The 13,769-nt window shown below is 45.4% G+C and carries 11 protein-coding genes and 1 pseudogene; 7 read left to right on the top strand and 5 right to left on the bottom strand.

Annotated elements, in window-relative coordinates; translation table 11 throughout:
• Positions 1 to 58 precede the first annotated feature (58 nt).
• The 7 genes and pseudogenes from G4D54_16270 (at position 59) to G4D54_16240 (ending at position 8,583) form a co-directional block, all read left to right on the top strand.
• The gene (locus tag G4D54_16270) at positions 59 to 2,575 is read left to right on the top strand and encodes a ribonucleoside-diphosphate reductase subunit alpha (GenBank protein QJA03883.1); all 2,517 of its coding nucleotides are present in this window, start codon (positions 59 to 61) and stop codon (positions 2,573 to 2,575) included.
• Between the two features lie 12 nt (positions 2,576 to 2,587).
• Positions 2,588 to 3,631, top strand: coding sequence for a ribonucleotide-diphosphate reductase subunit beta (locus tag G4D54_16265; protein QJA03882.1), 1,044 nt, complete (start codon positions 2,588 to 2,590; stop codon positions 3,629 to 3,631).
• 398 nt (positions 3,632 to 4,029) lie between these two features.
• Positions 4,030 to 4,380 (top strand): nrdI protein, encoded by a 351-nt coding sequence (locus tag G4D54_16260; GenBank protein QJA03881.1) that lies wholly within the window; start codon positions 4,030 to 4,032, stop codon positions 4,378 to 4,380.
• Positions 4,381 to 4,797: 417 nt separating this feature from the next.
• Positions 4,798 to 5,748, top strand: a complete 951-nt coding sequence (locus tag G4D54_16255; protein QJA03880.1) for an L-lactate dehydrogenase — start codon at positions 4,798 to 4,800, stop codon at positions 5,746 to 5,748.
• Positions 5,749 to 5,852: 104 nt separating this feature from the next.
• A complete protein-coding gene (locus tag G4D54_16250; protein ID QJA03879.1) occupies positions 5,853 to 6,803 on the top strand; it encodes an L-lactate dehydrogenase in 951 nt (316 codons plus the stop codon).
• Positions 6,804 to 7,186: 383 nt separating this feature from the next.
• Positions 7,187 to 8,104 (top strand): N(4)-(beta-N-acetylglucosaminyl)-L-asparaginase, encoded by a 918-nt coding sequence (locus G4D54_16245; protein QJA03878.1) that lies wholly within the window; start codon positions 7,187 to 7,189, stop codon positions 8,102 to 8,104.
• A gap of 1 nt (position 8,105) precedes the next feature.
• A pseudogene (locus tag G4D54_16240) lies at positions 8,106 to 8,583 on the top strand (glyoxalase).
• 135 nt (positions 8,584 to 8,718) lie between these two features.
• Here the strand turns inward: G4D54_16240 and G4D54_16235 are convergent.
• From G4D54_16235 to G4D54_16215, 5 genes are all read right to left on the bottom strand, one after another.
• On the bottom strand, positions 8,719 to 9,219 hold the full coding sequence (locus G4D54_16235) for a nitroreductase family protein (protein ID QJA03877.1): 501 nt from the start codon (positions 9,217 to 9,219) through the stop codon (positions 8,719 to 8,721).
• 74 nt (positions 9,220 to 9,293) lie between these two features.
• Positions 9,294 to 10,661, bottom strand: coding sequence for a polysaccharide deacetylase family protein (locus tag G4D54_16230; GenBank protein QJA03876.1), 1,368 nt, complete (start codon positions 10,659 to 10,661; stop codon positions 9,294 to 9,296).
• Positions 10,662 to 10,993: 332 nt separating this feature from the next.
• Entirely contained in the window at positions 10,994 to 12,364 is a 1,371-nt protein-coding gene (locus G4D54_16225; GenBank protein ID QJA03875.1) for a polysaccharide deacetylase family protein, read from the bottom strand.
• Positions 12,364 to 13,236 (bottom strand): DUF3298 and DUF4163 domain-containing protein, encoded by an 873-nt coding sequence (locus G4D54_16220; protein ID QJA03874.1) that lies wholly within the window; start codon positions 13,234 to 13,236, stop codon positions 12,364 to 12,366. Before G4D54_16220 ends, G4D54_16225 begins: the two co-directional genes overlap by 1 nt.
• Positions 13,233 to 13,724, bottom strand: a complete 492-nt coding sequence (locus G4D54_16215; protein ID QJA03873.1) for an RNA polymerase sigma factor — start codon at positions 13,722 to 13,724, stop codon at positions 13,233 to 13,235. The genes G4D54_16220 and G4D54_16215 overlap by 4 nt, the downstream gene beginning before the upstream one ends.
• Between the last annotated feature and the right edge of the window lie 45 nt (positions 13,725 to 13,769).

The following is a 13,769-nucleotide window of genomic DNA, read 5'->3' as shown; positions in this document are numbered from 1 at the left end:
TTAAGTTGCGTGAACTGTCACAATCCGCCTATACTAATACAAGATAGGTGGTATGTATATGAAGATACAGAAAAGAGATGGACAACTTCAGGAATTTGAAGGAGAGAAGATTGCACAGGCAATCAGAAAAGCATTCCGCAGTACCGGGACGCTCATCGAAGAGGCGGTACTTAAGGAAATTATTGAGGACATAACAAAAGCAGCAGCGGCAGACAAGCCGATGCTGAGTGTAGAGGTCGTTCAGGATCTTGTAGAAGAAGAACTGATGCAGCATCAGTTTTATAAAGAAGCAAAAAACTATATTCTGTATCGTCAGAAGCGAACGGAATCCAGGAAGGTGGTACAGGATCTTGTCCATGCACTGCAAAAGGAAGACCTTTACAGCATACTGGCGGATATTCAGCAGCGTTATCCGGATGAGGGCTATGATCTGCGTCATCTGCTCATGAAATTTCATTCCTTTCTGAAAGAGGATATGGAAAGTGATGAGCGGCTGCATATGCTGATGAAGGCAAGTGTTGAGTTAATCAGTAAAGAGGCACCCAAATGGGAATATATCGCTTCCCGCTTTCTTTCTTATGCGCTGCATGAGGAAATCAGTGCCCGCATGCAAAAGCTGGAGCTTCCCGTATTCAGTAAAAAACTGAAATATCTGGAAGAACAGGGCTATTACGGTGATTATATACGGAAGGCATACAGTGATGCGGAGATTGATGAGCTGGGCGCATATCTGAAGGATGAGCGCGATTACCTGTTTACCTACAGCGGTCTGGAGCTCGTGAAAAAACGGTATCTGATGTGTTCCCATGCCCATGAGGTTTTGGAAACACCGCAGGAAATGTTCATGGGTATCGCTATGCATCTGGCACTGCCGGAACAGAATCGCATGTACTGGGCGAAGCAGATCTATGATATTCTCTCTCAATTGCAGGTAACGATGGCAACACCAACCATGTCCAATGCCCGCAAGCCGTATCATCAGCTTTCCAGCTGCTTCATCGATACGGTAGAGGACACCTTAAACAATATTTATAAGAGTGTGGATAATTTCGCACAGGTTTCCAAATACGGCGGTGGAATGGGACTGTATTTTGGCAAGGTTCGTGCAAACGGCAGTGATATCCGCGGCTTTGAGGGAGCTGCCGGGGGTGTGATACGCTGGATTAAGCTTGTCAATGATACGGCGACCGCAGTCGATCAGCTGGGGGTTCGTCAGGGGGCAGTCGCTGTCTATCTAGATGCCTGGCACAAGGATCTTCCTGAGTTTTTGAATCTGAGAACCAATAACGGGGATGACCGCATGAAGGCACATGATGTGTTTCCAGCTGTCTGTTATCCGGACCTGTTCTGGAAGATGGCAAAAGAGGATTTGAATGCGACCTGGTATCTGATGTGTCCGCATGAAATTCATAAAATCAAGGGCTATCACCTGGAGGATTTCTATGGTGAGGAATGGGAAGAGCGCTACTTTGACTGTGTGCAGGACCCGCGTGTTCCCAAGCGCACAATGGTGCTGAAGGATCTGGTACGTCTGATTCTGAAATCGGCAGTGGAAACCGGTACACCGTTTACCTTTAACCGTGATCATGTGAACCGTATGAATCCAAATGCACATGCCGGTATGATTTACTGCAGCAATCTCTGTACGGAAATCGCACAGAATATGAAGGCGCTAAAGCTGGAAGAAAGCCGCATTGTGGAAATCGACGGAGAGAGCGTGGTAGTTAATGAAAGTAAGCCGGGAGATTTTGTCGTCTGCAATCTGGCAAGTCTGTCGCTGGGGAATATTGATGTAAACAACGAGGAAGAGCTTTCCCATATCATTCATGTTATTGTACGCGCATTGGATAATGTAATCGATCTGAATTATTATCCGATTCCCTATGCGAAAATCACAAACCGCAAATATCGCCCGATCGGTCTGGGAGTCAGCGGCTATCATCATATGCTGGTTAAGCAGAATCTGCGGTTTGAGTCCGAGGAGCATCTGCAGTATGCGGATACCCTTTTTGAAAAAATCAATTACTATGCGATTCAGGCAAGCACTGCACTGGCTAGGGAAAAGGGCAGCTATTCCATGTTTGCAGGAAGTGACTGGCAAAGCGGTGCCTATTTCACAAAGCGAGGCTATACATCCGATGCATGGAGCCGGCTGTTTCGGCAGGTGCGTGAGCAGGGAATGCGCAATGCATGGCTGATGGCAATCGCACCGACAAGCTCCACCTCCATCATCGCAGGAACAACGGCCGGTGTGGATCCGATTATGAATAAATATTATCTGGAAGAAAAAAAGGGCAGTATGATTGCCCGTGTTGCACCGGATTTGGATGCGAGAACCTTCTGGCTGTATAAGAATGCCCATCTGATCGATCAGGAATGGGTGGTGCGCTCGGCCGGTATCCGGCAGCGTCATATTGACCAGGCACAGTCTGTCAATCTGTATATTACCAATGAATTTACCCTGCGCCAGGTTCTGATGCTGTATATTCACGCATGGGAATATGGTGTAAAAACGATTTATTATGTTCGCAGCAAGTCATTGGAAGTAGAGGAATGCGAATCCTGCGCATCCTAGAAGGGAGTATGTATGAGTGATTTAGTAAGAAAGCCTCTGTTTAATGAACACGGGGATTGCGAGGTCGGAAAGCGCCGCATGATCAATGGCAATACGACCAATCTGAATGATTTTAACAACATGAAATATACCTGGGTATCCGACTGGTACCGTCAGGCGATGAACAATTTCTGGATTCCTGAGGAAATCAACCTGAATCAGGATGTAAAGGACTACCGCAGGCTGCGTGAGGCAGAGAAAACGGCATATGACAAAACCCTGTCCTTTCTGATTTTTCTGGATTCCATTCAGACAGCGAATCTGCCCAATGTAGGGGAATATATAACCGCCAATGAGGTGAATCTGTGTCTGACGATACAGGCCTTTCAGGAGGCTGTTCACTCTCAGAGCTACAGCTATATGCTGGATTCCATCTGTTCACCGCAGGAACGCACGGATATTCTGTACCAGTGGAAGGACGATGAGCGTTTATTGAATCGAAACAAATTCATCGGGGATCTGTATAATGATTTCCAGACACATAGAGACGGCAGACATTTGATGAAAACGATGATGGCGAATTATATACTGGAGGGTATTTACTTTTATTCCGGCTTTATGTTTTTCTATAATCTGGGACGCATGGGAAAAATGCCGGGCTCCGTACAGGAAATCCGCTATATCAACCGGGATGAAAATACGCATCTATGGTTGTTTCGCTCTATGATTCTGGAGCTGCAAAAAGAGGAGCCGCAGCTGTTTACGGAAGAGCTGATTGAGGAATATAAGGACATGCTTCGCCATGGTGTGGAGGAGGAGATTCGCTGGGGAGGGTATGTGATAGGAAATCATATCGAAGGACTGACAATGGAAATGGTATCCGATTACATTCATTACCTGGGAAATCTTCGCAGCAATTCTCTTGGCTTCGGTTCCTTGTATGACGGCTTTGAAAATGAACCGAAATCCATGGAATGGGTATCCATGTATGCGAATGCCAATCTGATCAAAACCGATTTTTTTGAAGCACGCTCCTCCGCTTATGCGAAGAGCAGTGCGCTGGTGGATGATCTGTAGGCAGCTATAAAAACCATGTTTCTACTATCCTTTGTTTTTTAATACATCATGCAAAGGATTTCATAGGATGCGGATGTAATCGTATGGAATCCTTTTTTCTAATGGAACAGCATGCTTCATCGTACTGCGGTTTCATACGGATACCGTAATTGTACAGGCAATGCAAAGTACAGGTATGAATTGCAGGAAGACAGAGAAGAAAAGCAAGCAGCTATAAAGCCGGTTTGAAATTGCAGGCATGATATATGCAAAAGGTCTGCACAAGCAACTAGCTGTAATCCTGAAAAGTGATGCATACACCTGCTCTCATATTCAAGCATATACAATGCGGGGCATGAGAGTTGCTTTGATTGTTAGTCTATGGTAATATTTATGCAGATAAACAAGGAGGTCACAGTATGACGTATGTATATGCATCCAGAATGGGTAAAACAGAGAAATTGATTGAAAAGCTTGCGATTGACGCAATGAAAATAGAAAACGGTACAGAAACGGTGAAGGGTAATTACATTCTATTTACTTATACGGATGGGAATGGTGTCGTTCCAAACATCGTGGAGAGCTTCCTGGAAAACAACCCTGACGGCTTAAAGGGTGTTGTAGCCGGAGGAAGCAGAGAGCGCCATGCCGCAACCTTTGGCTGGGCGGGGGATATCATCTCAAAAAAATACAATGTTCCCTGTCTGCACAAGGTCGATGGTGAGGGCAGTGAAGAGGATGTTGAGAAAATAAAACAGATGATTCGCTAAGTATGTCCGCATAATCTATGCGGTCACAAGAAGGATCGGATGCCTGCAGTCTATATGCAGCTTCTGATCTTTTTTTGTAATCAAAGGAAGGCGATACGAACAAATGTATGGTTCAAATATAAATTGTCTACTGATTATGCCTGAGGAAAGGTTCTATTCTTACCTTAGGGTGTATGCAAAAGGAAGGATTCAGATTCTGATGATAAGCTACTATCGTATGGATTTCTCCTTTAATTGAAATTCTCTGCAAACCCATTGGAAATTCCATACGGTCTTTTCATATACCGGTTTTTGTTCGTCATGGTTACTGTCGTACAGCTTTTCGGTCATCTTTCTTTCACTTTTTTCAAGTGCGTGGTATATTTTGGTTAGATATGGGTAACATATAGTGAAAACCCATGCAAAGGAGGCTTCACAATGAGTGAAAAAAGAAAAATCGTACTGGTTGGTACCGGCTTTGTCGGTATGAGCATGGCATATAGTTTTCTGAGCACCGGAGGAATTGACGAATTGGTGCTGCTTGATGTCGCAAAGGAAAAGGCAGTCGGAGAGGCGATGGATCTGCAGCACGGCTTGCCGTATGCCAGAGGTAAAATGGAAATCTATGCAGGAGATTATGCGGATTGCAGAGATGCGAGTATTGTGGTGATTACAGCAGGAGCTGCCCAGAAGCCGGAGGAAACACGTCTGGACCTGACAGCGAAGAACGCAAAAATTATGAAGAGCGTTGTGGAAAGCATCATGGCAAGCGGCTTTGATGGTATACTGATCATTGCCAGCAATCCGGTGGATGGCATGACATACCTCGCACAGAAGGTCAGCGGTCTGCCAAAAGAGCGTGTCATCGGCTCCGGAACGATTCTGGATACGGCACGCCTTCGTTATATGATGAGTGAGTATCTGGATGTATCCAGCTCCAACATGCATGCCTATATTATGGGAGAGCATGGCGATTCCAGCTTTGTTCCGTGGACACATGCCTATGTCGGAAGTAAATCACTGCTGGAGCTGCTGGATGAAAAAGGAAAGCCGCTGTCCGACCTGCATGATATCTATACCAATGTGCAGCAGGCGGCATATGAAATTATCAATCGCAAGAAAGCGACTTTCTATGGTATCGGGCTTTCCTTAAACCGTCTGGTGCATGCTGTTCTGGACGATGAAAATGCCATTCTGACCGTTTCCGCTTATCAGGAAGGGGAATATCAACAAAAGGGCCTGTATATCGGCGTACCTGCAGTTGTGAACAGAGAGGGTGTCCGTGAGGTGATCCGCCTGAAGCTGAATGAGGTTGATCAGGCTAAATTTGACAGCAGCTGCAGGACCTTGAAAGAAATCAACCGGGACATCATTGATCCGCTGCTTTGATTCAGACAGTTTTCTACAGGAGATAAGGAAATGATTGCTGTTTTCTTATCTTCTTTTTTATGGTAAAGTAAAGAATGATTGGAATATCTGGAGGTAGTTTCTTTATGAATGAGAAAAGAAAAATCGTACTGGTTGGCTGTGGCTTTGTCGGTATGAGCATGGCGTACAGCTTTTTGAATACCGGAGGAATCGACGAGCTGGTGCTGATCGATGTGGATCAGGAAAAGGCGATCGGAGAGGCGATGGATTTGCAGCATGGGTTGCCCTACGCAAGAGGTAAGATGAGTATCAAGGCAGGTGGCTATGAGGAATGTCGGGATGCGGCAGTCGTTGTGATAACAGCCGGTGTTACACAGAAGCCGACGGAAACACGTCTGGATCTTACAGCGAGAGACACGGTGATTATGAAAAGCGTAACCGAGCAGATTATGGCGAGCGGCTTTGACGGTATCCTGGTCATTGCCAGCAATCCGGTGGATGCCATGACCTATGTTGCGCAAAAGGTGAGCGGACTGCCGACGGAGCGTGTCATCGGCTCCGGAACGATTCTGGACACAGCCCGCCTACGCTATATGATGAGCGAATATCTGGATGTTTCCACCAGCAATATTCACGCGTATATCATGGGCGAGCATGGAGATTCCAGCTTTGTGCCATGGACCAATGCCTATGTCGGCTGCAAGAATCTGCTGGACCTGCTGGATGAAAAGGGCAGAGATTTATCCGATTTGCATGACATCTACACAAATGTACAGCAGGCAGGGTATGAAATCGTGAAGCGCAAGCGTTCCACCTATTATGGAATCGGACTGTCGCTGAACCGGCTGGTGCATGCCATTCTGGATGATGAGAATGTTATTCTGACAGTGTCTGCGTATCAGAATAACGAATATGGTCAAGAGGGGCTGTATATCGGTGTACCGGCAGTTGTCAACCGTCAGGGAATCCGTGAAATCGTAAAGCTGGATCTGAATGAAGTGGATCAGGCGAAGTTTAACCAGAGCTGTGAAACAATTCGTGATATCAACACGGATGCAGTTGATCCGCTGCTATAGAAAACAAACAGCGCATTGCCAGTCCAGTGTGCAGAAAATGGAAAGTCAGGCATCCCTGCTTACAGGGATTGGTTCTTTCTCGATTGTGGGTAAACTTAATATAGGGAGACATCCATACTATTGTAGTTATCAATAGAAGCTAAAGTCTCCCTTTTGCAAATACCCTAACGTAAGAAAGAACCCGGAAATTTGCCGGCTTTCTTTTTTTATACCGGTCATTTGGAAGGGACAGCAGTATGAGGTTCAAAATAATTTATGGAAGGATCTAAGAGCTTACGGTATGCGAGCGTGTGAATTATGCTTCATCCCTGCGCGTTTTTCCTGTATAATAAACATGGAAAAACAGAGTGAGCATACATCAGATGAAAACGGAGGAATGAACAATGAAGCAGACGATGATAGGAACCTGGAAGATGGCATTTGACGGTATCCGCAGGGGAGCAGCGGTTTTGCGGGAGCAGAGTGTAAAGGAAGCCATACTAACAGCGATACAGGATGTGGAACAGCGCGAGGAATTTGTGTCGGTCGGAAAGGGCGGTCTTCCCAATATCGACGGGCATGTGCAGCTGGATGCAGCCTATATGGATGGAAAAACATTAAATTTTGGCGGTGTGATTGAGATGGAGAATGTGGCATCCGCAATCGAGGTCGCAGCATCCCTGTGCGGGAAGCATTGCAATTGTCTGCTTGCCGGAAAGGGAGCGGAAGGCTATGCACAGGAGGAAGGCTTCGCTTTTGCAAATAATCTTACCGAGGCTTCGAAGCAGCGTTGGAAACAGGCTAAGAAGGATGCGGATTTAAAGGCATATGACGGTCATGACACGGTTTGCGTGCTGGCCGCAAAGGATGATGAAATGTCTGCGGGTGTGTCTACCTCCGGGTTGTTTTTAAAGCATGCCGGCAGAGTGGGGGACAGCCCAGTCATCGGCTCCGGCTTTTACAGTGACGCAATGGCCGGCAGTGCAGCGGCAACCGGTCTTGGAGAAGATATTATGCGTGGCTGTCTTTCTGTTCGGGTTGTTGATCTGATGCGTGCAGGGATAGCCGTACAGGATGCTTTGATTCAGGTGCTGGATACCCATATGGCACGTATGAAGCAGGCTGGAAACGACTGTGATGCCATATCCATGATTGCCATGGATACAAAGGGGAACTGTGCTGCTGTGACAAATTTAAAGGAATTTCCTTATGTTGTGGCACAGGATGGTGAGGTAACCCTCATGGTCGCGGCAAATGAAAACGGAGTTCATTGCTGTTTTCCTGCCGATGAAGCATGGTTGAAGCAATATAGCGGTGATTGATATGACTCCTTTACTTGATCATCTGCATGTCACCGTTCGTGATTTAAAACGTGCAGAACGCTTTTATGATCAATTTCTGCCACTGCTTGGCTTTGATCTGTTATAAGGAATATGATCGTAAGGAAGCAAATACATATGAAATAATAGAATACCATCATGCGGCGTTTTCCATCGGTATTGTCAGTCCGCGGAGCTGTTTTGAAAAGGAAAAGCTTAGCCGCAGGAAGCCTGGAGCTTTGCATCATGTGGCATTTATGGTAGACGATACGCAAACAGTGGATCGCTTATACGAGCAGGTCATGCAGATGAAGATGCAGATTGTTCATGCGCCAAGATTTTATCCGGAATACTGTGAGGACTATGATGCATTTTTTCTGAAGGACAGTGAAGGTATTGAACTGGAGATTACATGCTATGACAGGCAGAAATACTTCCCTTACATCAGCGGTGATACTGAAAACAGCAGGCATGGTAGCTGAAGCAAATGGATCTGGTAATGAACAGACATTTTCAGGCCTGTTGCAGCATCGTGATTTTTAAAATTGAAAACGCAAAGGTTTCCTATAACACCTTTGCGTATTTTCATTTACGAGAAACGAAGTATCCTTCATCCATCAGTCGAAGTATGAAATCTTATCTGGGTCAAAGCGATCCGCAATTTCTTTATCTTCACAACCGTAACCCACAGCAATGACCGCAACCGGGAGTAAATCCTCCTTCAGTTTATAATAATTACGAAAGTTATCTATGCGCTCCTTTCGCGGTCCCACGGCACACCAGCAGGTTGACAGTCCCTGATGCCGTGCTTCTATCAGGATGTTTTGGATTGCGGCACTGCAGTCACAGTACAGATATTCATCCAAATCGGTAGCTTTTTGATCACCCATCACAAGAATGGCGCAGGGCGCTGTTTTCATCATTCCTGTATAAGGCTGCAGGGTTGTCATCTCATCCAGAGCTTTCCGATTGCGAATCACCATGAATCGCCAGCTTTGTGTATTCCTTGCCGTAGGCGCATGCATGGCGGCGCGAAGTAGCTCCTCCAGCTTTTCCTTTTCTACTGTCCGATCTTCATAGCGGCGTATACTCTGCCTTGTCCATATTTCAGTAAGCATATGCTTTTCCTCCTTTTCCTTTTTCTTCAGTATAGCACAAATGAAGAAAAAAGACCTGCGAATAATGCGCAGATCTAATGACCGTTTGCGTATGCTTCCGGTACGCCGTAGCCGGCATCCAGCTTCAACAGGTAGTCCTTCTCATATTTCATTAAAGTGGAATAGGTGACAAACTGATAGCCCTGCTTCTTTAATTCCGGCAGGATGGTTTTCAGACTTTCCACGCTTGGCTCATATATATCATGAAACAAAATAACGATGTTGCCGTTCTTTGCCCCGTTTAATGCTGCAGCAGTGATGCTGGCGGCATTCTTGCTGGACCAGTCTCTTGTATCGATATCCCAGAACGCATAGCCAAGATGATTGCCCTTCAGCATATTGTTGTTTACCGCACCATATGGCGGACGGAAATATTGCGGCTCTGCACCGCAGATGGCATAGATTGCATCCTGAACCTTATAAATGTTTTCCGTGACCTGTGAAACAGACATGTATCCTTTTTTGGAAGCCGCAAGATCCATGGAATGATCCCAGGAATGATTCCCCAGCTCAAAGCCGCGGTTATACATTTCCTTTACTGTATCACGGTTTGCCTCCACGTTTTGTCCAAGCATGAAGAAGGTGGCGCGTCCGTCGTATTGTTCAAATATATCCATGACCTCCGAGGTATAGGCACTTGGCCCGTCATCAAAGGTAAAGGCGATCATCTTCTTTTTAGGGTCAACCTTTGGCTGTGCCCTGGCAACCGCTGTATCCTTCTGATACAATGACGGTATATGGGAATCCTTCAGTCTTATGTATTTCCTATATTCCTTATATGGAATGGAAACGGTATGCTTTTCATCCAGATGGATACGCAGGCTTGTCTTTGTCATGGAAAGGGCACTAGTATCACGCTTTATATCCTTTTTCCAGCCCTGTTCCCCGGCCAGCCTTTTCACCAAAGCAGGATACTCACGGCGCAATACATCCTCCAGCACCAGCTGCTTCTTCTGCTTTTTATCATACAGCATCCACGTGGTCTCTGTATGCGTTTGCACACCATCAACATTGTATGTGTGTCTGTGGAATGCCAGATTCACATAGCGGTCAAAAAGCAGTGAGCTGTCATAATCAATGCTTGTAATCTGCTTCTTTGTCTTACCGGCCGCTGGCACAGTCTTTTTCTCGTATGCCTTGACAAGGCTGTTTAATTCCTTTTCTTCATATGCAGGGTAGGTAAAGGATACAAACGCCTCGTTCTCATATTCTTTACTGACCTGCTGTATATCTCCGTAATCTTTTCCTTTTGTTTCATAGGCTTTGTATGTTTCGTACGGATCATGAAACAGCATGCCGCTGATTTTCCATATTCCGAAGCCGATTGTGGTTATCACCACGGCACAGAGTACCAGTAAAATTGCCAGTCGATCCTTCCTTATTTTTTTTCTTCTCGTATTCATAATCCCTCCAAAACAGCTATCCGGTAATATTATAGCATCCTTTTACATAAATTACCTTGTGGTGGTTGAAAAATCATAAATTTCATAGCTCTGTAAGATATGGGAAATAATGAGGTCTGTTGGCGAAATGGATCCTGTAGCAATGAATACCACTGTGTATTTCATATGGAAGGTTGCGTATTGTCGTCATATGGATTCCAATTGCATAGGCATTACAAACGGCCTTGCATACATGTGATTGCATTACAGGCTGTACAAAAAAGCCATACCTGCAGCGGTATGGCAATACAACTGAATCGAATAGACTGCTGTTATAGCGAATTGATATGATGTTACTTCATGGAGGCAGGGATGACGATATTTTCATTTACCAGCTCTTCGTTTTTATATTTGCGAAGAGTGGAAAGGGAAACGAACTGATAGCCCTTTGCCTCCAGCTTCGGCAGCACCTGCAGGATGGCATCTCTGGAAAAATCGTGGATATCATGCAGTAGGATAACAGAGCCGTCATGCACATTCTGCATGATATTCTGGGTGATGATATCTGCGTTTTTATTGCTCCAATCTAGAGTATCCAAATCCCAGAGTGCGAAATCCAGAGTGGATACGGCGCGTACATTGTTATTCAATGCACCATAGGGTGGACGAAACATCGTCGCATCCGCACCGCATGCCGCAAATATGGCGTCCTGTGTGTTATAAATTTCATCACTTACTTCAGCTTTGCTCATCGCATCACTTTTGCTTGCAGCGATCCGCATGGAGTGGTCCCAGGAATGATTTCCCACCTCAAAGCCGCGTTTATACATGTCGCGAACGATATCCGTGTGATCCACACCGGTCGTGTCGTCCTTCACATTCTGTCCCAGCATAAAGAAGGTGGCACGTCCGTTGTATTTCTCAAATTCCTTCATGATGATTTGTGTATTTTGCCAATGCGGACCGTCGTCAAAGGTGAAGGCAATCATTTTCTTGTTGGGATCCACCTTCTGCTCTGTCGGAATGATCGCGTCTTTTTGATATAGTGAAGGAATGTTTCGGTTCGCAAGGCGGATGTATTTCTTATATTCCTTATAGGGAAGGGCCATCCCTTTTGTTTCCTTGCCGGTATAGAGCATAAGCCCGTCTTTTTCAACCTGCACCTGCAGGGAAGGGATGCTGGGGGTTTTTATGCCTGCTGTCTCTGCCAGCTTTTTTACCACCTGCACATAATCCCGACGCAGGGCATCCTGCACGGTGATCAGCTTTCTCTGTTTGGTATCATAGGTATAGTGATTTCTGACTTCATCCACCTGTTTTTCATCAGCATCATAAATCTTCTGTATAAAGGTTAGATTCACATACTGATCAAACAGCTTTTCACTGGCATAATCAATCGCGATATACTGCATGCCTTCATGCTTGCGCTTTGTCTGTATACTTGTACTGCGATAGGTTTGTACGATTTCATTGAGCTGTTTATCTTCAAACTTCGGATAATAGAAGGAAAGATAATAGGTATCCTCCTTCTCCTCGGTGAAATGCTCCATCGTACCTTCCTTCTTATTGCTTTCGTCATAGGTGTTGTAGGCCGCATACGCATCCTCAGCCATGATTTTATAAATCCCGAAGCCGCCTGCCAGCAGCAGAACCGGTATCAGTATCAGCAGCATAAGCCGCTTTGGGTTGACATGTCTGTTCCGTTTGTATTCCTGTTTCATCATTACTTTCCTCCTGTATACTTGTGAAGCTCACTGCAAGGTATTTTAAATTCCTGTGTTCCCATATACCCAGGGGCAATGGAATATTTTTCAAAGATGATGACAACGTTTCCCTTGCTGTCAATATAGTATGGCTGATTTTTACGGATTCCCTGAAATCCCATCGCTCCGTCAAAATAGCTTGCATTTTCATTTTGCTCAGTACGCTCTTTGATTTGTCTGCGGACACTGGTGTTAATAATATCCTCATAATCCTTGCCAAACAAATTCTGCAGTGTGATGTCTCTTCCACTGGATAAATCCAGATTGAAGGTCTGATATTCCTGCATGGAGGTATTCAGCTGATAGTTTGTCATAATCTGGAAGGATAACAGGTTCTTTTGATTACAGGTGATTTTATAATCGATTGTGACCTCTGTTTTTGCGGTCAGCGATTCCACCTTTTCCTTTTTCATCATTTCCCGAACCTGTGCACTGTCCTTATACAGCTGCTCGGTGGTTTTATTGATGCGCTCCTCAATCTGTTTATTCACACGCTCCTCCATCTCTGGATTTCCCGTGTTTTTCACCTCCGGAACCTTGACGCTTAAGGAATCCACATCACTGGTTTTCTGATATTCCCGCACGCACAGAATACGGGAGACATCGCCCAGCAGAGGAATCGCGAATACGCTTTGGGCAAACGCCGGTACGGTGTTCAGCACAATCAGATAGCCTATAAGGGCAGCACTGAGCGCAGGCTTCCATAGCCTGTAAAAGGTAAAGCGGCTCTGCTTTTTCTGTGCCTGATCGATGCAGGTATCCATAAAGCTGTCCAAATCCTGCGGTGTCTGTATTTCCTCATATTCCTGTCGTAGCTTATCTACCTTTTTCATACATCCTGTTCCTCCATCTGTATACGCATGTCCTTCAATCCTTTATAAAGCCGTGTCTTTACGGTACTTAAAGGCATTGACAGGATATCCGAAATTTCATCCAGCTTGCGGTCTTCGAAAAAGCGGAGGATGAGAATGGTTCTGGTTTTCGGATCCAATGCAAACAGCAGCTGATGAAGCTCTTCACTGAGCAGCATGTCGGTATGCTCCTGCAGCATGATGTCTTCCTCCAGCGGATATACAGATTCCCGACGCTGCTTACGGATTTGATCCAGACAGGTATTGATGAGAATTCTGTAGAACCAGGTATCCATATACTCCATGTTTTTCAATCTGGTCAGACCGGTAAATGCCTTTAGGATTGCATTCTGCAGCATATCCTTGGCATCTGCATCGCTATGCATATAAGAATATGCCAGACGATACAGGCGTTTTTCATTCGATTTTAAATAGAATTCCAGATCGTCCGGATGCAGTCGCTGTTTCATGTACCGTGTCTCCTATCTTGCTGTTTCAGTTATTAGACGCATATT

Source organism: [Clostridium] innocuum, from assembly GCA_012317185.1.
In the GTDB taxonomy this organism is placed as follows: Bacteria; Bacillota_I; Bacilli_A; order Erysipelotrichales; family Erysipelotrichaceae; genus Clostridium_AQ; species Clostridium_AQ innocuum.
This window is presented reverse-complemented; position numbering and strand designations above follow the sequence as displayed.